Annotated in this window: 18 protein-coding genes; 14 read left to right on the top strand and 4 right to left on the bottom strand. The window is 56.4% G+C overall.

What is annotated here, in order from left to right:
• Positions 1–6: 6 nt before the first annotated feature.
• The gene (ppk1, locus tag E2F51_RS01270; protein ID WP_013203375.1) at positions 7–2,067 is read right to left on the bottom strand and encodes a polyphosphate kinase 1; all 2,061 of its coding nucleotides are present in this window, start codon (positions 2,065–2,067) and stop codon (positions 7–9) included.
• 157 nt (positions 2,068–2,224) lie between these two features.
• Between ppk1 and E2F51_RS01265 the strand changes: the two genes are divergently transcribed.
• Genes E2F51_RS01265 through pstB form a run of 3 tightly spaced genes read left to right on the top strand, consistent with a single transcriptional unit; the run spans position 2,225 to position 6,790 of the window.
• Entirely contained in the window at positions 2,225–4,360 is a 2,136-nt protein-coding gene (locus E2F51_RS01265; protein ID WP_134822557.1) for an ABC transporter permease subunit, read from the top strand.
• The gene (gene pstA / locus E2F51_RS01260) at positions 4,357–6,003 is read left to right on the top strand and encodes a phosphate ABC transporter permease PstA (RefSeq protein WP_013203373.1); all 1,647 of its coding nucleotides are present in this window, start codon (positions 4,357–4,359) and stop codon (positions 6,001–6,003) included. The genes E2F51_RS01265 and pstA overlap by 4 nt, the downstream gene beginning before the upstream one ends.
• A 13-nt stretch (positions 6,004–6,016) precedes the next feature.
• Positions 6,017–6,790 (top strand): phosphate ABC transporter ATP-binding protein PstB, encoded by a 774-nt coding sequence (gene pstB / locus E2F51_RS01255; protein WP_013203372.1) that lies wholly within the window; start codon positions 6,017–6,019, stop codon positions 6,788–6,790.
• Positions 6,791–6,840: 50 nt separating this feature from the next.
• On the opposite strand, the gene purN is transcribed toward pstB, so the two are convergent.
• Both purN and purM read right to left on the bottom strand, forming a co-directional pair.
• Positions 6,841–7,479 (bottom strand): phosphoribosylglycinamide formyltransferase, encoded by a 639-nt coding sequence (gene purN, locus E2F51_RS01250; protein ID WP_013203371.1) that lies wholly within the window; start codon positions 7,477–7,479, stop codon positions 6,841–6,843.
• Positions 7,476–8,516, bottom strand: coding sequence for a phosphoribosylformylglycinamidine cyclo-ligase (gene purM / locus E2F51_RS01245; RefSeq protein ID WP_041692384.1), 1,041 nt, complete (start codon positions 8,514–8,516; stop codon positions 7,476–7,478). The genes purN and purM overlap by 4 nt, the downstream gene beginning before the upstream one ends.
• 243 nt (positions 8,517–8,759) lie before the next feature.
• Between purM and upp the strand changes: the two genes are divergently transcribed.
• The 3 genes from upp (at position 8,760) to hda (ending at position 11,526) form a co-directional block, all read left to right on the top strand.
• The gene (gene upp / locus E2F51_RS01240) at positions 8,760–9,386 is read left to right on the top strand and encodes a uracil phosphoribosyltransferase (RefSeq protein WP_013203369.1); all 627 of its coding nucleotides are present in this window, start codon (positions 8,760–8,762) and stop codon (positions 9,384–9,386) included.
• Positions 9,387–9,453: 67 nt separating this feature from the next.
• On the top strand, positions 9,454–10,737 hold the full coding sequence (uraA, locus tag E2F51_RS01235; RefSeq protein WP_134822556.1) for a uracil permease: 1,284 nt from the start codon (positions 9,454–9,456) through the stop codon (positions 10,735–10,737).
• Positions 10,738–10,824: 87 nt separating this feature from the next.
• Positions 10,825–11,526, top strand: a complete 702-nt coding sequence (hda, locus tag E2F51_RS01230; RefSeq protein WP_219845779.1) for a DnaA inactivator Hda — start codon at positions 10,825–10,827, stop codon at positions 11,524–11,526.
• A 35-nt stretch (positions 11,527–11,561) separates the two neighbouring features.
• Here hda and E2F51_RS01225 read toward each other — a convergent pair whose 3' ends face one another.
• Positions 11,562–13,022 (bottom strand): M48 family metallopeptidase, encoded by a 1,461-nt coding sequence (locus E2F51_RS01225; protein WP_134822555.1) that lies wholly within the window; start codon positions 13,020–13,022, stop codon positions 11,562–11,564.
• Between the two features lie 823 nt (positions 13,023–13,845).
• On the opposite strand from E2F51_RS01225, the gene E2F51_RS01220 reads away from it, so the two are divergent.
• The 8 genes from E2F51_RS01220 (at position 13,846) to E2F51_RS01185 (ending at position 22,003) form a co-directional block, all read left to right on the top strand.
• Entirely contained in the window at positions 13,846–14,451 is a 606-nt protein-coding gene (locus E2F51_RS01220; protein WP_013203365.1) for a DsrE family protein, read from the top strand.
• A gap of 181 nt (positions 14,452–14,632) precedes the next feature.
• Positions 14,633–15,646, top strand: coding sequence for a LacI family DNA-binding transcriptional regulator (locus E2F51_RS01215; protein WP_134822554.1), 1,014 nt, complete (start codon positions 14,633–14,635; stop codon positions 15,644–15,646).
• Positions 15,647–15,680: 34 nt separating this feature from the next.
• The gene (locus E2F51_RS01210) at positions 15,681–16,700 is read left to right on the top strand and encodes an ABC transporter substrate-binding protein (RefSeq protein WP_013203363.1); all 1,020 of its coding nucleotides are present in this window, start codon (positions 15,681–15,683) and stop codon (positions 16,698–16,700) included.
• Positions 16,700–17,578 (top strand): ABC transporter permease, encoded by an 879-nt coding sequence (locus E2F51_RS01205; RefSeq protein ID WP_134822553.1) that lies wholly within the window; start codon positions 16,700–16,702, stop codon positions 17,576–17,578. Before E2F51_RS01210 ends, E2F51_RS01205 begins: the two co-directional genes overlap by 1 nt.
• Positions 17,578–18,399, top strand: a complete 822-nt coding sequence (locus tag E2F51_RS01200; protein ID WP_134822552.1) for an ABC transporter permease — start codon at positions 17,578–17,580, stop codon at positions 18,397–18,399. Before E2F51_RS01205 ends, E2F51_RS01200 begins: the two co-directional genes overlap by 1 nt.
• Positions 18,399–19,379, top strand: coding sequence for an ABC transporter ATP-binding protein (locus E2F51_RS01195; RefSeq protein WP_134822551.1), 981 nt, complete (start codon positions 18,399–18,401; stop codon positions 19,377–19,379). Before E2F51_RS01200 ends, E2F51_RS01195 begins: the two co-directional genes overlap by 1 nt.
• A 23-nt stretch (positions 19,380–19,402) precedes the next feature.
• A complete protein-coding gene (locus E2F51_RS01190) occupies positions 19,403–20,236 on the top strand; it encodes a phosphodiesterase (RefSeq protein WP_134822550.1) in 834 nt (277 codons plus the stop codon).
• 159 nt (positions 20,237–20,395) lie between these two features.
• Positions 20,396–22,003, top strand: a complete 1,608-nt coding sequence (locus tag E2F51_RS01185; RefSeq protein WP_134822549.1) for a sensor domain-containing diguanylate cyclase — start codon at positions 20,396–20,398, stop codon at positions 22,001–22,003.
• The last annotated feature ends 72 nt before the right edge of the window (positions 22,004–22,075 follow it).

Here is a 22,075-nt window from a genome sequence, read left to right as displayed (position 1 = left end):
AGTGAGTTAGTCAGGTTGTTCCAGAGATTTAATGTAATCGTAAATAGCCAGCTGGGCGCGCACTTTGCGGCGATTGCCGCGCGGAACATACTTATTGCTCAACTCTTTGTCTACGAAGCGCGCTTTAAGCGTATCACTTAACAGGATGCCAATAATATCCAGCACCCGCTGTTTCAGAATAGGGTCAAGAATGGCGACGGCCACTTCGATACGGTAATCGATGTTGCGGGTCATCCAGTCAGCCGAGGAGAGATAGACTTTTTTGTCGCCACCGTTATCAAAAATATAGACGCGATCGTGCTCAAGGTAGCGGTCAACAATACTAATTACGCGGATATTTTCACTGATGCCTTCCAGATTGGGGATCAGCGAGCACATGCCACGGATCAGCAGATCGACCTTCACGCCGACGCTGGAAGCGGTATACAGCCTGTCGACCAGGCCTTTATCCACCAGATTGTTCACTTTAAGCGTGATGCCAGCCTGAATGCCTTTCTGCGCATTGGCGATCTCATTATCGATCAGCTGATACAGCATCTGGCGCGAGTTCTGTGGCGAAACCATCAGATGCTCGAATGTGACCGGGCGATAAGGGTTTTCAATAAAGTTAAACACCCGGCGCACTTCGTTAGTGATACGCGCATCGGCGGTCAACAATGAGTAGTCGGTATAAATACGCGCGGTTTTTTCGTTGAAGTTACCGGTGCCGATATGGGCATAACGGGCAATCTCGCCGTTTTCACGTCGTGAGATTAAGAACAGCTTGGCGTGAATTTTCAGTCCAGGAGCCGAGAAAATCACGTGTACGCCGGCTTCCGTCAGGCGTTTGGCCCAGTGAATATTCGCTTCTTCATCAAAGCGCGCCTGCAGTTCCACCACCACGGTGACTTTTTTGCCGTTATAAGCCGCATGGATCATCGCGTCGATAATGCGCGAGTTCTTGGCGACACGGTAAATATTGATTTTGATGGCTAACACCGCCGGGTCAAACGACGCCTGACGCAGCAGTTCCAGCACATGCTCAAAGGTGTGGTACGGATAATACAGCAGCACATCGCGATTACGGATGGCATCGAAGCCGTTGCGGAAACGGTCGAACCAGATGTGGCGCAACTGCGGCAAAGGTTTGTTAACCAGATTGGCTTTGCCGACGTTCGGGAAGGTAATGAAGTCTTTAAAGTTATGGTAACGGCCGCCCGGCACAATGGAGTCGTAGTTGGTGATGTTCAGCTTTTTGCTCAGCATCTCAACCATCGCATCCGGCATATCACGCTGATAAACGAAGCGCACCGGCTCGGCGGTTAAACGCTGCTTCAGGCTGGAGGACATCAGTTCCAGCAGGCTGGATTCCATCTCGGTGACCAGATCGTATTCGGCATCGCGCGTCATCTTCATCGAGTAAGCGTTCAGCGCATCGTAATCAAAGAAGCCGCGGAAAATATCGCCCAGGCAATAGCGCAAAATATTGTCCAACAGGATCATCGGTTTGCGGCGACGCGGCGTTTCCGGCGGCAGATTAACGAAGCGCGGCACCTTGTCTGATGGGATTTCCAGCAGCGCATAGCTGATCTGATCGCCACGGATGATCTCTACCGCCAGATAGGTGTAGTCATCCTTCAGAAACTCAATCAAGTCGGTGTCGTGATTGACCAGAATCGGCGTGATGTGCTGACGCAGTTGGTGTTTGAAATAGTGGCGCAACCAGCTCTGCTGGTTTGGCGAAAGCTGGCGCTCGTTAATCAGGAAGATCTGATTACGGGCCATCTCCAGCAGCAAATCATTGTACAGGCCGTCGAATTCCTGGTCCGCTTTCAACACCCTGGCCTGAATTTTTTTCAGTAAGTGGCGCGGGGTATTGGGAATGCCTTGCTCTTCGCCAATCAGAATGCGGCGTTTCAGGTCGGCGAAGCGGACTTTATAGAACTCCTCCAGGTTATTGGAGTAAATGCCTAAAAAGCGCATACGCTCAATCAGGGGGTTGGATTTATCTGCCGCTTCCTGGAGAACGCGCTCATTGAACGATAACCAGCTCAATTCTTTTTCTATATACAGCTTTTCCTGACCCATTTTTACTCCGTATGAAGATCCTGCCCTTGACCGGCCATTGTCTCACTTCATTATGGCGAGAGTATGGCAGGAAAGTCCAACGGACATTGTTGATTGTCTTATTAACCACATACGGGCAACATAGCGGCTTCAATGCCCACAGGAAAGCACTTAACGCATGCGTTCGACCCCCATTCCCGCCCAGTTCAACGACCGGCGCCGTCAATTTATTGATCGGCTGACTCGCCGCGTCGTCAGAGTCTGCGGGCTGGCGATCCTGCTGGTGATGCTGCTGCTGTTTGTCTGGCTGCTGTGGGTGGTGGTGCCGCTGTTCTCGTCACCGTCGATTGGCAGTGCGCAGACCATCAGGCTGCCTGCCTCAACACCGTCAGTGGCGCTGGGGATGGATACCCGGCAAAAGTGGGCATGGCGAATTGACCGCCAGGGACAGGGCATGTTTATCCCGCTTGATGCACAACCGCCGTCAGTGGCCTTTCCGCTTGCCGCTGGCGAAGTCAGTGCCGTGACCTCCGCCGATAATGGCAGCGTGTTGCTGCATAGCGCCAGCGGGCTGGTGCTGGTTCAGCCACAGCTAACCGTCAGCCACGATGAACCGGTGTGGAAATTCCCGCTCGGCGATCGACCGTTAGCGGGCAGCGATGCCAATGCAACGGTCATGAGCCTGGCCCATGCCGACGACCGCTGGCTGATTGCTCAGGGCAGTGCGCAGCAGATCACGCTGTTGCGGTATGCGGCAGGCGGTGCGCCTGAGAAATTCACGCTTGCGGTGCCGGACATCAACCAACTGCTGCTTTCTCCGGATGGCAAACTGCTGTTCGGCGTCGCCGGCAATATTCTCCGCGTCTGGCAGATCGCCCCGGAAGGGCCGGTTCTGCGCGATACGCGCACCTTAACCAGCGCACCCCATCGAATTGCCTTACTGAGCGGCGGAAGCTCGTTGCTGTTGTCCGATGCCAATGGGATTGCGCAGTGGTTTGATATCGCCAGCGAAACCGGGCCGCATTTGCAGCCTATCCGCCAGTTTGCCGGAGCAGAAGATCGCGGGCTGCTGTTCAGCGAGGCGCATCGGCGGGTGTTTGCCACGCTCAGCCCCGCTGGTGAACTCAAGCTGTATGCCAGTAAGCAAAGAGGCGCGATTTTGTCACGCCAGCTGGCTGCCAATGCCGAAAATGGCGCATTTTCGCCGCAGGGTGATGGTTTGCTGCTGGAGCACGGCGGCATGTTGCAGCACTATAAAATTGATAACCCGTGGCCCGATATTAGCTGGCGCAACCTCTGGCAAAAAGTCTGGTATGAACACTATCCCTCGCCTGATTACGTCTGGCAATCGACCTCGGCCAATGACGAATATCAGGGCAAATTCAGCCTGGTCCCGATGGTGATGGGGACATTGAAAGCGGCTGGCCTGGCGATGCTGTTTGCCACGCCGCTGGCACTGGCTGCGGCAATGTATACCGCCTGGTTTATGGCGCCTGGCTTACGGCGCTGGGTGAAACCGGCGATAGAGATGATGGGCGCATTGCCCAGCGTGGTCATCGGCCTGATTGCCGGGCTGTGGCTGGCCCCGCTACTGGCTGACAGACTGCTCGGCGTGCTGCTGTTGCCGCTGATGCTGGCTGGCGTCCTGCTTTTATGCAGCTGGGCCTCGCTGAAACTGCCTGCGCGCTGGCGTCGCCGCCTGTGTGATGAAGGGCGTGAAATCTGGATCCTGCTGCCGCTAATGCTGCTGACCGGCGTCTTCTGCCTGTGGTTGCTGCCCGCCATTGAGCACAGCCTGTTTGGCCAGGGTCTGGCCGACCGTTTCAGCAGCGGCTATCAGCAACGTAACTTATTGATTGCCGGCGTGGCGATGGGCTTTGCGCTGGTGCCGTTAATATTCACCCTGGCGGAAGATGCCATCTTCAGCGTGCCGGCATCGCTAGGGCAGGGCTCACTGGCGCTTGGTGCAACGCAGTGGCAAACGCTCACTCGCGTGGTGGTGCCGGGCGCCTCTTCCGGCATTTTCGCCGCCCTGATGATCGGCTTTGGTCGGGCGCTGGGTGAAACGATGATTGTATTGATGGCAACCGGCAACACGCCGGTCACCGAAGGCGGTTTATTGCAGGGCGTGCGCAGCCTGGCGGCTAACGTGGCAATTGAAATGCCCGAGGCGGCTGCCGGAAGCGGTCACTACCGCATCCTGTTCTTAAGCGCGCTGGTGCTGCTGGTGTTTACCCTGACGGTAAATACCCTGGCTGAACTGATCCGCCAGCGCCTACGCCGGCGTTACAGTCAGCAGGAGGAGACGCTATGAGTGGAGTGATGAACAATCACCGCTGGCGCTGGCTGACCGGTGGCGCGGTGGCGGTCAGCCTGCTGGCGTTTATTTTGCTGATCGCTCTGCTTGCCTGGCAGGGCATGAAGTATTTCTGGCCGCATCCGGTTACGCTGTATACGGTTCAGCAAACGGTCGGCACCACGCAGATGCTGGGTGAAGTTGCCCAGTCACAGACGGTTTCCCGCCAGCAGCTTGAGGAGAGTGGCCGCGTGTTGCCAGCCGGGCTGCCGCAAGAGCTGACCCGCTATCTGATTAAAACCGGCAACCGCGATTTCGCCGCCTCCGATTTTCACAGCATCTTAAGCAGCCAGATTGTGTCCAGCGAGCAGCCTACCGGGGTGATCGCGCTGCAACGTCGCACCGGCGGCATGGCGTACGGCTGGTTCGACGGCCTGCTGGAGAACGGTCAGCCGCTGGTGGCGCGCAATATGATGCGCACCTTGCAGCAGCGGATAAAACAGTCGCAACAGCATATGTCGCAGGCGGAGAAAATCCGCCGGGTGAGCATGGCCAGGCTGAACAGCGAACTGGAGCAGCTGGCGCAGCAACAGCGGCATCTTCAGCAACAGCACCAGTACACGGCGCAGGCACAGTCGATCCATCAGGCGGACAGTGCCGAGCTGCAGCGTCAGTTTGTGCAGAAGGCCCAGCAGCTCAGCGACCTGAATGATGAAAGCAGCAGCACGGTGCTGATCCTGCGGGATGCTCAGGGCCAGCAGCACCGCATTGCGATGAACGAGATCCTCGGCGCCTGGTATCCCAATGCGATGAGCTACGGCGAGAAATGGCTGCATTTGGCCTGGCAGATCTGGCACTTTGTCAGCGGCACCCAGGGCGACAGCCTGGGCGAAGGCGGCGTGTTCCCGGCGATATTCGGCACCGTGCTGATGGTGCTGCTGATGTCGATCGTGGTGATGCCGCTGGGGGTGATCGCGGCAATCTGGCTGCATGAATATGCCGGAAACGGTCTGATGACCCGGCTGGTGAGGATTGCGGTGGTGAACCTGGCGGGCGTGCCTTCGATCGTTTACGGCGTGTTTGGCCTCGGCTTCTTTGTCTGGCTGGTGGGCGGCAGCCTCGACAAACTGTTCTTTGCCGATGCCTTGCCCGACCCTACCTTTGGCACGCCTGGCCTGCTGTGGGCCTCGCTGACGCTGGCATTGCTGACGCTGCCGGTGGTGATTGTCGCCACTGAAGAAGGCCTGTCGCGTATCCCTAAATCCCTGCGTCAGGGCTCGCTAGCCTTAGGGGCCACCCAGGCGGAAACGCTGTGGCACGTGACCCTGCCGCTGGCCGTTCCTGCGATGCTGACCGGGCTGATCCTCGCCGTGGCGCGCGCAGCAGGAGAGACCGCGCCGCTGATGCTGGTGGGCGTGGTGAAAATGGTGCCAGAACTGCCGATCGATGCGGTGTTTCCTTATTTGCATCTGGACCGTAAATTTATGCACCTTGGATTCCAGATATACGATCTGGCTTTCCAGAGCCCGAATGCTCAGGCGGATCGTCCGCTGGTCTTTGCCACCGCGTTGTTGCTGGTAACGATAATTCTGGCGCTGAACCTGCTGGCGATGGTGTTACGGCATCGCCTGCGGGAACGCTATCGCGCCCTGATGAACTGATGGTGAGAGAAAAATGGTGAAGTCCGATTTGCTGGAAAGCACGCTTGAGCTGGAGAACCTGTCGCTGTGGTATGGCGAAAAGCAGGCGCTGAATGAGATCAACCTGCGGATCCCAAAAAATCGCATCACCGCGCTGATTGGCCCTTCCGGTTGCGGAAAATCGACGCTGTTACGCAGCCTGAACCGGATGAACGAACTGATTGATGGCTGCCGCACCGAAGGCGATATCCGGCTGAATCAGCAGTCGATCCTCGGCAGCAGTCAGGACTTATCCTCGCTACGTCGGCGCGTTGGCATGGTGTTCCAGCGGCCCAACCCGTTTCCGAAAACCATCTATGAAAACATCGTTTATGGCCTGCGCCTGCAGGGCGTTCGCGATCGGCGGGTGCTGGATGAAGCGGTTGAGCGGGCGTTGCGGGCGGCGGCGCTGTGGGGCGAAGTGAAGGATAACCTGTGGCAGAATGCGCTGACGCTGTCCAGCGGTCAGCAGCAACGGCTGGTGATCGCCCGTGCGATTGCGATTGAACCGGAAATTTTGCTGCTGGATGAACCGACCTCGGCGCTGGATCCGATTTCGACGCTGGTGATTGAAGAGCTGATGAGCAGCCTGAAGCAGCACTTCACGCTGATTCTGGTAACGCACAATATGCAGCAGGCCGCGAGGGTGTCAGATTACACCGCGTTTATGCATCAGGGGAGCGTGGTGGAGTTTGGCGAGACTGACGAACTGTTTACCACGCCGCGCCAGCGTCGCACGGAAGATTACATTACCGGCCGCTACGGCTAATAAAAAAGGGGGAGATCGACGATCTCCCCCTTGATATGCGCGACGACAAGCTAGTCGCCAGCATGCCCTTCTTCAGGCAGCTTTTCACCGTCCAGCCACGCCGCATCATCACGCATCGCCAGTCTGCCATCGACAAACCAGCTGACCACCAGCGGATAAATAGCGTGCTCCTGATGCTGAACGCGGGCGTTCACATCCTCTTCGCTGTCTTCTGCAAACACCGGCACCTTCGCCTGAAGGATCACCGGGCCGCCGTCCAACTGCTCGGTAACGAAATGCACCGAGGTGCCGTGCTCTTCATCGCCATTTTCAATCGCCTGGCGGTGAGTGTGCAGACCCGGGTATTTCGGCAGCAGGGAAGGGTGGATGTTCAGCATGCGTCCGGCATAGTGCTGGACGAAGGCCGGGCTGAGGATCCGCATGTAACCGGCCAGCACCACTAAATCGGGGGCATAAGCATCGATTTCCAGCATCAGCTGGCGATCGAAAGCTTCACGGTCAGCAAACTGGGACGCGGCGAGCGCATGGGCCGGAACACCGGCCTCACGCGCGCGGGTCAGACCGTACGCGTCCGACTTGTTGCTGAACACGGCAGCGACGCTGCCGTGGATCTGGCCTTGCTGGCAGGCATCCAGGATTGCCTGAAGATTGCTTCCCTGGCCGGAAACCAGCACGACTAGCCGTTTCATGCGTTAATGACCACACGCTCTTCAGAATCGGACGCTTTGATCACGCCGATTTTCCAGGCTTTTTCGCCCGCGTCAGTCATCAGCTGTACCGCTTTATCAGCTTCGTCTGCGCTGAGGGCGATTAACATGCCCACGCCGCAGTTAAAGGTGCGGTACATCTCAAAGCGGCTGACGTTGCCCGCTTCCTGCATCCAGCCGAAGACGGCCGGCCACTGCCAGCTTGACTCTTCAATCACCGCCTGGGTGTTGTCTGGCAGCACGCGGGGGATATTTTCCCAGAAGCCGCCACCGGTCAGGTGAGCAATCGCGTGAACATCAACCTGTTCGATCAGGCTGAGGATGTTCTTCACATAGATGCGGGTAGGTTCCAGCAAATGATCGGCCAGCGACTTGCCTTCCAGCTGCGTCGTTTCCGGATTGGTGTTGCTGACTTCCAGAATTTTACGTACCAGCGAGTAGCCATTGGAGTGCGGGCCGCTGGAGCCGAGGGCAATCAGTACGTCGCCGTCCTGAACTTTGCTGCCATCGATGATTTCTGATTTTTCAACCACGCCAACGCAGAAGCCTGCCACGTCGTAATCTTCGCCGTGGTACATGCCCGGCATCTCTGCGGTTTCGCCGCCGACCAGCGCACAGCCAGACTGCGAGCAGCCTTCAGCAATGCCGGTGATCACGCTGGCTGCGGTGTCGACTTCCAGTTTGCCCGTGGCATAGTAATCCAGGAAGAACAGCGGCTCGGCGCCCTGAACCACCAAATCATTCACGCACATCGCGACCAGATCGATACCGATAGTATCGTGGCGTTTAAGGTCCATCGCCAGACGCAGCTTGGTGCCGACGCCGTCAGTGCCGGAAACCAGAATCGGCTCGCGGTATTTTTGCGGCAGCGCACAAAGGGCACCGAAACCGCCTAGTCCACCCATCACTTCCGGGCGACGAGTCTTTTTCACTACGCCTTTAATACGATCGACTAAAGCATTACCCGCGTCGATATCTACGCCGGCGTCTTTATAGCTGAGAGAGGTCTTATCGGTCACTGCGAAATCCCCACGCGGTTTGCGGTTGGTGGTATGGAAAATAAAGCGCGGCAATTCTAACAGCGCAGGCAAACGTTTGCGAGTGCCATCTTCAGACGCGTTGCGGATAACTGGATTTTAGCTAATTATTGACGGGTAGGGACGGTTTAATCAAAAGTTGCACTAAGTCATATGGCGTGGAGCGTAAATGGCGCTATAATCTCGCGATTTTTTTTTGCAGCTTAACACTCCGGGAGTACAACAATGAAGATCGTGGAAGTCAAACACCCGCTGGTCAAACATAAACTGGGTCTGATGCGTGAGCATGACGTAAGCACCAAACGTTTTCGTGAACTCGCCTCAGAAGTGGGAAGTCTGCTGACTTACGAAGCCACCTCTGATTTAGCCACCGAAACGGTGACCATTGAAGGCTGGAATGGTCCGGTAGAAATCGAGCAAATCAAAGGTAAGAAGATCACCGTTGTGCCGATCCTGCGTGCGGGACTGGGCATGATGGAAGGCGTACTCGAGCACGTGCCAAGCGCGCGCATCAGCGTTGTCGGTGTTTACCGCGATGAAGAGACGCTGGAGCCGGTCCCGTATTTCCAGAAGCTGGTTTCCAATATCGAAGAGCGCATGGCGCTGGTGGTGGATCCAATGCTGGCTACCGGTGGGTCAATGATTGCCACCATCGACCTGCTGAAAAAAGCCGGTTGTACCAGCATTAAAGTGCTGGTGCTGGTCGCCGCACCGGAAGGCATTGCCGCGCTGGAAAAAGCGCACCCGGATGTTGAGCTGTACACCGCGTCTATCGATCAGGGTCTGAATGAGAAAGGGTATATCATTCCGGGCCTCGGTGACGCAGGCGATAAGATCTTCGGCACCAAATAAGCCGTCATCAACGAGACAAGCCGACCGCAGAGTCGGCTTTTTAATGGGTAAAACAAGGGGTAATACTATGACACGTCGTGCAATTGGCGTCAGCGAGCGGCCACCGCTGCTGCAAACCATCCCACTCAGCTTCCAGCACCTGTTTGCGATGTTTGGCGCCACCGTGCTGGTGCCAATCCTGTTCCATATCAATCCGGCCACGGTATTGCTGTTTAACGGCGTCGGCACCTTGCTCTATCTCTTTATCTGTAAGGGCAAAATCCCGGCTTACCTCGGTTCAAGCTTTGCCTTTATTTCGCCGGTGTTACTGCTGTTGCCGCTCGGGTATGAAGTGGCGCTCGGCGGCTTTATTCTCTGCGGCGTGCTGTTCTGCCTGGTGGCGTTGATTGTCAAAAAAGCTGGCACCGGCTGGCTGGACGTGATGTTCCCACCGGCGGCAATGGGCGCGATTGTGGCGGTTATCGGGCTCGAACTGGCGGGCGTGGCGGCGAAAATGGCCGGACTGCTGCCCGCTGACGGCACTTCCGTTGACAGCAAAACCATTATCATCTCGATGGTGACGCTGGGCGTAACGGTGTTTGGCTCGGTGCTGTTCCGCGGCTTTCTGGCGATTATTCCGATCCTGATTGGGGTGATTGCCGGTTATGCGCTCTCCTCAGCAATGGGCATTGTCGACTGGTCTTCGGTAGAAGCCGCGCACTGGTTCGCCCTGCCCACCTTCTATACGCCGCGTTTCGAATGGTATGCGATGTTAACCATCCTGCCGGCCGCGCTGGTGGTGATTGCCGAACATGTTGGTCATCTGGTGGTCACCGCCAACATCGTGAAAAAGGACCTGTTGAAAGATCCGGGTCTGCATCGCTCGATGTTTGCCAACGGCATTTCCACGGTCATCTCCGGCTTCTTTGGATCCACGCCCAACACCACCTACGGTGAAAACATTGGCGTAATGGCCATCACCCGCGTCTACAGCACCTGGGTAATTGGCGGCGCGGCCATTCTGGCCATCCTGCTGTCCTGCGTCGGCAAACTGGCCGCGGTGATCCAGGCAGTACCTGTGCCGGTGATGGGCGGCGTATCATTGCTGTTATACGGCGTGATTGGCGCTTCCGGTATTCGCGTGCTGATTGAGTCGAAGGTTGACTATAACAAGGCGCAGAACCTGATCCTGACCTCGGTGATCCTGATTATCGGCGTGAGCGGCGCAACGGTGCATATCGGTGCGGCGGAGCTGAAAGGCATGGCGCTGGCCACCATCATCGGCATTCTGCTGAGCCTGATCTTCAAGGCGATCAGCCTGATCCGCCCTGAAGAAGTGGTGCTCGATCCGCAGGATCGCGATCGCCTGTAAGCGACGGCAATCCGGCCTGCGTTTATTAACAGAAGAAAGTTGTGATAAACTCCAGCCGGATTTTGCCCGATCAACACTGAGGTGCTTCTGAACACACCGGCACAGCTGTCTTTGCCCTTGTATTTGCCCGATGACGAAACCTTCGCCAGCTTCTGGCCGGGGGAAAACCCGTCGCTGATTGCCGCGCTGCAAAGTGCGCTGCAACAGGAGCACGGCAGCTATTTTTATTTCTGGTCGCGTGAAGGGGGAGGCCGCAGCCATTTGCTGCATGCCGCCTGCGCCGAGCTCTCCGCCCGTGGCGAGGCCGTCGGCTATGTGCCGCTGGATAAGCGCACCTGGTTTGTGCCGGAAGTGCTGGATGGCATGGAGCAGCTGCCGCTGATTTGCATCGACAATATTGAATGCATTGCCGGGGATGAACCCTGGGAAATGGCGATTTTCGATCTCTATAACCGCATTCTGGAAACCGGCCGCACCCGCTTACTGATCACCGCCGATCGTCCTCCCCGCCAGTTAAACCTCAAGTTAGCCGATTTAGCTTCCCGCCTCGACTGGGGGCAGATTTATCGCCTGCAGCCGTTATCCGATGAGGATAAGTTACAGGCGCTGCAGCTGCGGGCCAGACTGCGAGGTTTTGAACTACCGGAAGACGTGGGCCGTTTTCTGCTGAAAAGGCTGGATCGTGAGATGCGCACGCTGTTTGAAACGCTGGATAAGCTGGACCGCGCTTCAATCAGTGCCCAGCGTAAGCTGACCATTCCTTTTGTGAAAGAAGCGCTCGGTCTGTAGTTCGGCAACGGGCCACTGCATCAGCCCGCTCTGGATCACGATCGCATATAAGGCTTGAACCGCTGCTGTAACTGACGCAGCTGATCGATTCTCGCATCATATCTTGCCTGCTTCAGGCTACCCAACGGCACCGAGGCACTGGCACTGCTCAAACTTCTGATCGCCTGATCGAGCTGGCCGTTCAGCGCCAAACTCTCCGCTCTGGCCGCTTGCTCTTCGTCGGTTAATCCCTGATCGGCACTGGCCTGCGCCAGTAAATCCCAGCCGTTCGGATCGTCCTTGTGCGCCCAGGTATAGCGATTGAGAATCTTGCTGGCTTCGGCGGGTTGCTTCGCTTCGACATAGGCATTCGCCAGGTTGAGCTGAACCACCGCGCTGGCACTGACGCCTTTCGCGGCCAGCAGCATCGAGATTGCCTGCTGCGGCTGATTAAGCCCGATATCAATATCGCTCATAATATCCAGATACCAGACGTTGTCCGGCTGCTTTGCCAGTAACGGCGCAATGATCTTTTTGGCATTGGCGAAGCTTTTGGCCTGTAAAAACTGCACGGCTTTTCCGTACTGTCCCGCCGCCTGCTCCCGCGTGTTGCCTTTATTCAGCGTATCCAGCAGGTCATCGGTCAGCTGGTTTTGTCCGGTGGAATACATGCCCAGCGCGCGAACTTTCGCCATGTAATAGTCCTGCGAAGACTGCACCACCACCGGCTTCATCTGGTTGGCGCGGTTGCGGGCATCCGACAGGCGGCTATCCGGTAAAGGGTGCGTTAACAGGATCTCCGGCGGCTTGGAGGAGAAGCGGGACTGATCGGCCAGTTTTTGCAGGAAGTTCGGCATTGCTTCCGGATCAAAGCCCGAACGCTGCAACACCTGAATGCCGATGCGATCGGCTTCCTGCTCGTTTTGCTGGGTAAAGCTGATCACCCCTTGCTGCGCGCCCGCCAGCGTACCGCTTAACGCCGCCATGCCCGCCTGCGGGCTGGCCATGGCCAGCAGGATTGAGCCCAGCGCACCCACCCAGGTCAGCGGGGCATTGCGCTGCTGCTCTTCCATCGCGCGCGCCAGGTGTCGTTGGGTGACGTGCGAGATTTCGTGCGCCATCACCGAGGCCAGCTGGCTTTCATTGTCGGTATAGCGGAAGAGGGCAGAATGCAGCACCACATTGCCGCCAAAGAAGGCGAAGGCGTTAATTTCATCATTGCGGATAAGGAAGAAGTGGAACGGCGTTTTTACCGACCAGGCGTGAGCGACCAGCCGTTGGCCTAACTGATTGATGTAGTCGTTTAACAGCGGATCGTTGATCAACGGCGCGCTGCCACGCAGCTGGCGCACATAGAAGTCACCCATCTGCATTTCCTGGCCGATGGAGAGCGTATTGCCTGCCGTGGTGCCAATGTCCGGCAGATTGTCGCTGACGTCCGCTTTCAACGGCAGTGAAGCGGCCGAAAGAGAAAAGATGAGTGAGGCCAGAGCACACTGCTTCAATCTACTGATCATGCGGAATCCCATTCTGATGACGTCTTCTTTCGACCGACAGTCTGACCAAATGTTCTGGCAGCCGTGGGCAATCGTTGCACTTTTCGCAGGGTATCTTAATCACTAGTCAGTCGGAAGGGAACGGTTGCAACAGACGGTTACTGAATGATTTTCTGCAAAACGGCCATTATTGCCGTAAAAAATTGACTATCTCATCGCTAACCCCAATTACGCGGCTTAACGTACTTTGGTCTGAAAAGAACAGGCAGCGCCTGATATTTCTGCTTTTACTGCGTCCCCGATCACAAATAAATTTTACCAATCGGCGAATCGTAACCGCGCCTTCCTTAAAGTTAGGTAAATTTATTCAATTAATCTGATGATGGCATGGAATTTGATTAGGTTTAGTCCTAAAAATACTCCTATTGAATCGGGGAGTGAACGATGTGTTTATTAGCATAGTTACTTTATTTGGACTGATATCAGAAATTAAACAGAGCCAATAATTAATTTATTTTTTAACCAACAGTACCATTAATAACTTAAGTTAAATTTTAATTATGGATGTTAACCATGACGATAAAAAATACACTCTATTTAATGGGCTGAGTACTGGCTGGATCTTTACGCAACCTGTTGTAATCAGTAACTTTCAATATTTTTTTGATATTGCATAATATCAATGATTTCATCGCTAAACTAATTGCGCTCTTATGCTTTTTTCAGCCGCAAGCAATTCGTCAAAGCTATGGTATAGATCCTGTTATCGCCGCAGTTGGCGACACTCTACAGCCTTTTTATCCGTGAGCCATCTGACTCGTTGCCCTGTTGCGGAGAGCATCCTATGCGTCCTGTCGTATCCTATTTAGTCATCGCTGTTGTAGCCGGTTTTGTCGGCGCCAGTTTTTCAAAGGCCCCCGATATTGCCGATAAAATCAGTGCCCGTTTTGGCACCCCGGCTGCCGATCCCGCAGGTTTCTGGTCAACTCCAACCATTGAGGGTTACGGCAAAATTCATTACGAATCAGACGTGGCGTATAAACCGGCTGTGGGTGAGAGTAATAAAATCGTTTTCCAGATCACCAAAGCGGAAAATGGCCCCAACGATCCTAATCTCGGCCTGGAGCGTGTTGCCAGGGTTGTGAATCTGTATGTCGCTTCTGGCGTGCCGGTCGACCAGCTGAAGTTCGTGGTTTCTGTCACCGGTGATGGCACCCCGGCGATGTTAAATAACGAACAGTATAAAAAAATGTTTGGTATGGATAATCCTAACCTGAAGCTCATCAGCCAGCTGCGGGCCAAAGGAGTGGATGTCTCGGTCTGCGATCAGTCTGTCGCCTTCCACCATTTCCAGCATGACTGGATCGATAAATCCGTTACCCATGCGCTGTCCAGCCCGACCACGGTTTCAACCCTGGAAAACCAGGGCTATGCCTTCCTCGCGATGTAATTCTGCTGTCCCTGCGATAACGCGGGCCGCTGGCCCGCAAATCCGCACTCAGGCTTCTGCCGCCTTTCGTTGATCACCTTCCCTGAGCCGCTGCACGGCCCATTCTGCGATCATTTTTCTGTCATAAATCGTTGTTAACTTGCCTGCCATGAGATCGATCTCATGGTGAAAAGGTGAGCGAATGACGGATTTATTGCGGGTAGCAAAACTGGCGGGCGTTTCACGCGCTACGGCAGCACGGGCTTTCTCTTCGCCTGAGCTGGTGCGTGAAGAGACCCGGCTGAAAGTATTTGCTGCGTCAGATGCGCTTGGCTTCCGGCCAAATCTTATTGCCCGCCAGCTCCGCACCCAATCTTCCCGCACGCTGGGGGTGTTGTTGCCTTCGTTAAGTAACCCCGTTTTTGCTGAACAGCTGCAGGCGATGGAAGTGGCTGCTCAGCAAAGAGGCTACGGGCTGCTGATTGCCACCAGTGATTATCAGCCGCAGCGCGAAGCGGACATCGTGGAAAATATGCTCCGCCAGCGCGTTGATGGGCTGGTGCTGACCGTCGCCGATGCCGACAGCAGCCAGGTTCTCGCCAACCTTCAGCGGGAAGATGTGCCGGTGGTCTTGGTCCACAACGCGCCGCAAAAAATCACGCTGCCGTCGGTGTGTGTTGATAACCGCCAGGCCATGCGTCAGGCCACCGGGCACCTGCTTGGCCTTGCGCATCGCCACATCGGCATGATTGCCGGGCCAATCCTGCAATCTGACCGCGCGCTTCAGCGTTATCAGGGCTACTGCGATGCGATGAACGCCGACGGTCTGACGCCCGCCGCGGTGCTGGAAATGCCCAGCCATACCCGTTCAGACCTGCAGACGCTGCAACCCGCCTTACAGGGCCATCAGGCGATGACCGCGCTGCTCTGCACTAACGATCTGCTGGCCATAAGCGTGATCGGCGAGCTGCTTCGTGCGGGCTATCGCGTGCCGCAGCAAATTTCAATTATTGGCTTCGACGGAATCGATCTCGGGCGGCTGGTTTATCCGTCGCTCAGTTCCGTGGTGCAACCTTTACAGAATATGGGAACGCAGGCGATTACCCATCTGCTGGCATTAATTGCCGGTCAGCGTCCGGATCCTGTTGCGCCGCTACCGGTGCAACTGCGGTTGGGTGAAAGCATCGCGCCGCCGCCAGTTCTGCCTTTGCCTTAACCTTTTTTTATTACACCAACATCCGGGAAAACTTATGTTACAGCGTAAACAGTTCAGCAAGATTGCCGTCGCCGCGCTGCTGGCGGGGAGTGCAATGGTCAGCCAGCTGGCGTCAGCAGCCGATGCCATTTGTTATAACTGCCCGCCAGAATGGGCTGACTGGGGCACGCAGTTAAAAGCGATTGCCACCGATACCGGCATCAACGTGCCGCAGGACAATAAAAACTCCGGTCAGGCGCTGGCACAGATGGTGGCGGAAAAAGCCAACCCGGTGGCCGATGTGGCCTATCTGGGCGTCACCTTTGGTATTCAGGCGGCAAAGTCGGGCGTGGTGGAGGCGTATAAACCCGCCGGATGGAATGCGATCCCGGCTGGCATGAAGGATCCGGACGGGAAGTGGGTCGCGCTGCACTCTGGCACCATGGGCTTTATGGTCAATGTCGATGCCTTAGGCGGCTTGCCGGTGCCGCAATCCTGGAACGATCTGTTGAAGCCGGAATATAAAGGCATGATTGGCTTCCTCGACCCTTCCAGCGCGTTCGTCGGTTACGTGGGCGCGGTCGCCGCGAACCTGGCGATGGGCGGCACCCTGCAGGACTTCGGACCTGGCCTGGCGTACTTTAAAAAACTGTCAGCGAATAAGCCGATTGTGCCGAAGCAAACCGCCTATGCGCGTCTGCTGTCCGGCGAAATCCCAATCCTGCTGGATTATGACTTCAATGCCTATCGCGCGAAATACACCGACCATGCCAACGTCGCCTTTGTGATCCCGCAAGAGGGGACCATTACCGTGCCGTACGTCATCAGCCTGGTAAAAAACGCGCCACACGCGGATAACGGCAAAAAGGTGATTGATTACGTGCTGTCCGACAAAGGGCAGGCGATTTGGGCCAATGCTTATCTGCGCCCGGTCCGGCCGGAAGCGATGTCGGCTGAGGCGAAGAAACGCTTCCTGCCTGACAGTGATTATGCCCGCGCCAAAACCGTCGATTATCAGCAGATGGCTGACGCGCAAAAAGCCTTTTCCGCGCGTTATCTGAGTGAGATCCAGTAATGTCTGCGCCATTAGTCAGCAGCGGTTCGCGTCCCCATGTCGGGGCGCGCGCCACGCCATTTCTCCGCCGGATAAAGGTGCAGTGGATGCTGGTTCCCGCCCTGTTGTTTTTTGCGGCGTTCTGGCTGCTGCCTTTCGCCACTCTGATCATGATGGGCACCGAAGCCGATAACAGCACCGGTGTGAATGCGTACTGGACCATTCTGACGCAGCCGCAATACCTGCGCAGTCTCGGGGTGACGGTACTGCTGTCGCTGTTGGTTTCCCTGTTGGCGGTAGCGATCTGTGCCATCGTCGGCTGTTTTCTGGCGCGTCACCGCTTTGCCGGGCGCTCGCTGTTGCTGGCGGTGTTAACTTTCCCGCTGGCTTTTCCGGGCGTGGTGGTGGGCTTTCTGGTGGTGATGTTGGCGGGACGCCAGGGGCTGATTGCGCAAATTAGCCTGACGTTGTCCGGCGAACGCTGGATGTTTGCCTATTCGCTGGCGGGGCTGTTCGTGGGCTATCTCTATTTCTCCATCCCTCGCGTGGTGATGACGCTGGTCGCCGCCTGTGAAAAACTCGATCCGTCGCTGGAGGAGGCTGCGCGATCCCTTGGTGCCAGCCAGTGGCGAGTGGTGTGGGATGTGATCGTGCCGGGGATCTCGCCGGCACTGTTTTCCAGCGGCGCCATCTGCTTTGCCACCAGTATGGGCGCTTTTGGCACCGCGTTTACTCTAGGCACCGACCTGAAGGTTTTGCCGCTGACGATTTACGGTGAGTTCACCAATTACGCCAATTTTGCCACGGCGGCCGCATTGTCCGTGGCGATGGGCGGTGTCGCCTGGCTGGCGTTGATTCTGGCGCGCTGGCTGGCCGGTGAGCATAAGGAGATGGCGTAATGAAACGCACCGGACTGTTCTGGTTACAGCTGATTTTCACGCTCAGCCTGTGCCTGTTTATGGTGGTACCCATCGTCCTTTCGCTGCTGGCAGGGGTGACGGAGAACTATTTTATCGGGCTGAAAAGCGGGCTGACGCTGCGCTGGGTTGCCCAGGTTTGGGAGCTGTACGCCGGCACGATCGGGCTGTCGCTACTGATCGCCGTCAGCTGCCTCGGGTGCGTGTTGGTATTAGGCGTGCCAGCCGCATGGGGATTATTGAAAACCCCCTCACGTTGGGCCAGCCGCATTGAAGAGTTTCTGTTGCTGCCGGTGGCGTTACCCGGACTGGCCACGGCGCTCGGCCTGATTGTGATCTATGGCGGCTTCCACGGTTTACGCAGCAGCTGGCTGTTTATTTTGATCGGCCATGTGCTGTTCACCCTGCCCTTTATGGTGCGTCCGGTCCTGTCGGTGATGCGCGCCAGCCAGCTGCTGCAGCTGGAAGAAGCGGCCGCCAGCCTGGGCGCCGGTTTCTGGCGTCGGTTCTTTACCGTCATTGTACCGAACTGCCGTAACGGTATTCTTGCCGGGGCATTTATGGTGCTGACGCTGTCGATTGGTGAATTCAATATCACCTGGATGCTGCACACGCCGCTGACGAAAACGCTGCCGGTGGGTCTGGCGGACAGCTATGCCTCCATGCGTCTGGAAGTGGGCTCGGCCTATACCCTGATTTTCCTCGCGATTATTTTGCCGCTGTTGCTGGCGCTGAGCTGGGTCACCCAGTTTGCTCAGCGCCGGGCAGATGCGCGAGCGTTACCCGTTAAGGAAACCGTCTGATGGCAGACTCCCTGAGTATTCATTTACGTCACTGTTCACGCACTTTTGCCGGCGGTTCAGTGGCATTGCACCCGTTGGATCTCGACATTGTGGCTGGCGAAACGCTGGTGCTGCTGGGACCATCTGGCTGCGGGAAAACCACCACGCTGCGCATTATCAGCGGCCTGGAAACGCCAGACGCTGGCGGTGAAGTCTGGTTTGGCGATCGTAACGTCACCCACTTGCCGATTGAGAAGCGCAATGTCGGCATGGTGTTCCAGAACTATGCGCTGTTCCCCAATTTAAACGTTGCGGATAACGTCGGCTACGGCCTGCGTATTCAGGGTGTGCCCAAAGCGGAACGGCAGGAAAGGGTGGATGAGATGCTGGCGATGGTCGATCTGTTGCCCTTTGCTCATCGCCCGGTGCAGGCGCTTTCCGGTGGGCAAAAGCAGCGCGTGTCGCTGGCCCGCGCGTTAGCAGCCCGGCCAAAGGTTCTGTTGTTTGATGAGCCGCTGGCGGCGCTTGACGTGAAGCTGCGTGAGCGCCTGCGTGAGGATATCGGCCATCTGCTGAGAACGCTGGCCATCACTGCCGTCTATGTCACGCACGATCAGCAGGAGGCGATGGCGTTGGGCGACCGGATTGCGGTGCTTGAGCGTGGGCGGATCGCGCAGATCGACACGCCGCGCGCCATTTATCAGCAGCCTGCCACCCGGTTTGTCGCTGATTTTGTCGGTGCCATCAACTGCATTCAGCCAGCCGGTTACGGCACGCCGGCCCGTTTCTGCCGGCCTGAAGATATTCAGCTCGGTCAGCCGGATGCCGGCTTGCGTCATGGCCGTATCGTCGAACAGCTGTTTCTCGGTGCCAGCCAGCGCTTGCTGATTGATATCGGCAGCGAAAAACCGATTCAGGTCGAACGTTCTGCCCGTGAGGTCTGGCAGACCGGTCAGAGGGTGGGATTGATCATTACCGACGAACGGGTGATGCATTTTTAATTCGGGATTAAGGGATCGTTATTTTGACTCAGCAAGCCGTGTTACTGGCCCAGATCAGTGATTTACACATTAAAGCCCAGGGCAAATTGTCCTACCGCAAAGTGGATACCCTTGGTGCATTACGCCAGGTGATTGCCCGACTGAATGCGCTGTTGCCACGCCCTGATGCGGTGGTGATTACCGGCGATCTGGTCGACTTTGGCCACGAAGAAGAGTATCTGACGCTGAAGGAAGCGTTATCCCACCTTGAATTGCCGTACTGGCTGATGGCGGGCAATCACGACGATCGTCAGATGATGCGAAAAATCTTTGCCGACCAAACGCATCTTTTTCAGCACCACGAATTCATTCAGTGGGAAGGCGAATGCGGGCCGTTACGCCTGCTGGCACTGGATTCCACCGTGCCACAGCAACCGCAAGGGGAACTCTGCGAAGAACGTCTGGGCTGGCTGTCTGACAGGCTAAAGGAACAACCGCTGCGGCCGACAATAGTGATGCTGCACCATCCACCGTTTATCAGTGGGATTGACCATATGGATCGCCAGCGGCTGCGTAATCCCCAGCCGTTAGCTGCGGTGATCAAGGGCCATCCGCAGGTGGAAAGGGTGCTGTGCGGGCATCTTCATCGCAGTATGCAGGTCAGGTTTGCCGGTACGCTGGCGTGCAGCGCGCCAGGTGTATCCCATCAGGTGGCGTTTGATTTGCAAACCGACGGCCCGGCCAACTTCTGCCTGGAGCCCGCCGGTTATTTACTGCACCGCTGGACGCCGGAGCAGGGGGTGGTCACCCATCAGTGCGTCGTCGGGCAATTTGATGGCCCTTATCCCTTCTATGATGCCAACGGGCTTATCGATTAAACCAAATTATTATTGGTATAAAGGGCGTCAGAATATTCCCAAAACGAACGAGAGGTGTACAATTGGCGTGTGCTTTACCAGGGCATAACACGCACTTATCAAATGCGCACATAAAATAATAAGGCGCTACATTATGAAACGTCTCACCGAGGTGAGTCCATGTTGAGGCTAAGTCGCCCCAAGACGGACTTACGCACGCTTATTACATTATTAGCCGTGGCCAGCATCGTGATTACACTGGCCAACTCACTGTACGCCACCTGGCGAGTACAGCGTGAGGTGCTGATCAATAATACGCTCGAATCCAACCGCGTTTACGCCACGAAACTGGCCTCCACCACTGAAATGTTTTTTCAGCTGGCGCAGTCACAGCTGGCGTTCAGTGCCAAAGTGCTGGGCGACGGTATGGATAACGATGCGGCGTTGCAAAGTGAGGTCGATCGCCTGCGCGAACAGACCAACAGCTTTAACTCGGTGGTGATTGTCGACGCCAATGGCTGGGTGAAAGCGATTTCGCCCGAGTCTTTGATGCTGAAAGGCATGCATCTCACTACCAGCAGCACCACGCAAGCACTGACTGAGCGCAAACCGCTGATCGGCAAACCGAGCATTTCGGCGGCCAACAACCTGATGGTGTTTGTCTCTTATCCTGTCTGGTCAAAAACCGGCAGCTATCTGGGCTTTGTCGGCGGCACGATTTACCTGAAGAAAAAAAGCATTCTCAATGAATTGCTCGGCGAGCAGTTCTACCGCGATGGTTCGTCACTGTATGTGGTTGATGGCGACAACCGGGTGCTCTACCACCAGAACGCCAAACTGATTGGGCAGAAAATTGCTCCGCTGATCGGCGACGATGTCCGGGAGAAGAACAGCAACGGCTACCAGCAGATCCCGAAAGCCAGCGGCGAACCGATGCTGGCAGGTTACGCCACGGTCTCCACGCCGGGCTGGACCATCGTCGCGCTTAAACCGACGCAGACCACCCTTGAACCGCTGAACAGCCTGTTGATGAAGGTGCTTCAGCATTCGGTTCCCTTCGCGCTACTGACCCTGATTTGTGCCTGGATCCTTGCGCGCCTGATTGCGTTACCGCTGTGGCAACTGGCCCGTAAGGCCAGCCAGATGGACGCGCCAGGCGTGTCGAAAGAGATTAACGGCATCCGCTCCTGGTATTATGAATCGTCGCAAATCAAACGCGCGATGCTGGCCGGGATTGGTTTGTTGCAGGATAAAATTGGCCGGCTGAAGTTCGAGGTGCAGACCGATCCAATGACCGAACTGCTTAACCGTCGCGGCCTGAACGCGGTGCTGGAATATTTCCTCGCGACCCGTCAGCCGTTTGCCGTGCTGGCGGTGGACATCGATCACTTTAAGCGGGTGAACGATACCTGGGGTCATGATGTGGGCGATAACGTGATTAAAAGCGTCGCCGATCAGCTGGGTAATAGCTCCCGACAGACAGACGTTGTCTGCCGTAACGGCGGGGAAGAGTTCCTGATGATCATGCCTGGCGCCGATCGTGATGTGGCAATGGCGATTGCCGAGCGCGTCAGAAGAAAGATTGAGCAGCTGGAATTACCGACCGTTGGGCATATTTCGATTTCGATTGGCGTGGCGTTCTGGTCACCGGATGAAATCTCGATGGAGCGGGTGTTCAAGCAGGCTGATGATGCGCTTTATCAGGCGAAAAATGCCGGACGTAACCGTGTCATCGCCAGCCAGCCAGAACCGCAGCTTGAGATGCACCCGCAACGTCACAGCGGCTAATCCTCACCCGTCCGGCCTGGCATCCCGCCACGCCGGACAGCCACGCGACAGAGCCTCACCCTTCAGGTAGAC

Source organism: Erwinia sp. QL-Z3 (assembly GCF_004551645.1).
In the GTDB taxonomy this organism is placed as follows: Bacteria; Pseudomonadota; Gammaproteobacteria; order Enterobacterales; family Enterobacteriaceae; genus Erwinia; species Erwinia billingiae.
Note: the sequence above shows the minus strand (reverse complement) of the source record. Positions and strands in the feature narration are given on the sequence as shown.

What these genes read in the sequence shown, in the direction of transcription:
- E2F51_RS01185 (WP_134822549.1), top strand. Translation starts at nt 20,396, where the DNA reads ATGTTGAGGCTAAGTCGCCCCAAGACGGACTTACGCACGCTTATTACA.
- E2F51_RS01215 (WP_134822554.1), top strand. Translation starts at nt 14,633, where the DNA reads ATGACGGATTTATTGCGGGTAGCAAAACTGGCGGGCGTTTCACGCGCT.
- E2F51_RS01225 (WP_134822555.1), bottom strand. Translation starts at nt 13,022, where the DNA reads ATGATCAGTAGATTGAAGCAGTGTGCTCTGGCCTCACTCATCTTTTCT.
- E2F51_RS01205 (WP_134822553.1), top strand. Translation starts at nt 16,700, where the DNA reads ATGTCTGCGCCATTAGTCAGCAGCGGTTCGCGTCCCCATGTCGGGGCG.
- E2F51_RS01200 (WP_134822552.1), top strand. Translation starts at nt 17,578, where the DNA reads ATGAAACGCACCGGACTGTTCTGGTTACAGCTGATTTTCACGCTCAGC.
- ppk1 (WP_013203375.1), bottom strand. Translation starts at nt 2,067, where the DNA reads ATGGGTCAGGAAAAGCTGTATATAGAAAAAGAATTGAGCTGGTTATCG.
- E2F51_RS01195 (WP_134822551.1), top strand. Translation starts at nt 18,399, where the DNA reads ATGGCAGACTCCCTGAGTATTCATTTACGTCACTGTTCACGCACTTTT.
- pstA (WP_013203373.1), top strand. Translation starts at nt 4,357, where the DNA reads ATGAGTGGAGTGATGAACAATCACCGCTGGCGCTGGCTGACCGGTGGC.
- purN (WP_013203371.1), bottom strand. Translation starts at nt 7,479, where the DNA reads ATGAAACGGCTAGTCGTGCTGGTTTCCGGCCAGGGAAGCAATCTTCAG.
- E2F51_RS01220 (WP_013203365.1), top strand. Translation starts at nt 13,846, where the DNA reads ATGCGTCCTGTCGTATCCTATTTAGTCATCGCTGTTGTAGCCGGTTTT.
- upp (WP_013203369.1), top strand. Translation starts at nt 8,760, where the DNA reads ATGAAGATCGTGGAAGTCAAACACCCGCTGGTCAAACATAAACTGGGT.
- uraA (WP_134822556.1), top strand. Translation starts at nt 9,454, where the DNA reads ATGACACGTCGTGCAATTGGCGTCAGCGAGCGGCCACCGCTGCTGCAA.
- pstB (WP_013203372.1), top strand. Translation starts at nt 6,017, where the DNA reads ATGGTGAAGTCCGATTTGCTGGAAAGCACGCTTGAGCTGGAGAACCTG.
- E2F51_RS01265 (WP_134822557.1), top strand. Translation starts at nt 2,225, where the DNA reads ATGCGTTCGACCCCCATTCCCGCCCAGTTCAACGACCGGCGCCGTCAA.
- E2F51_RS01210 (WP_013203363.1), top strand. Translation starts at nt 15,681, where the DNA reads ATGTTACAGCGTAAACAGTTCAGCAAGATTGCCGTCGCCGCGCTGCTG.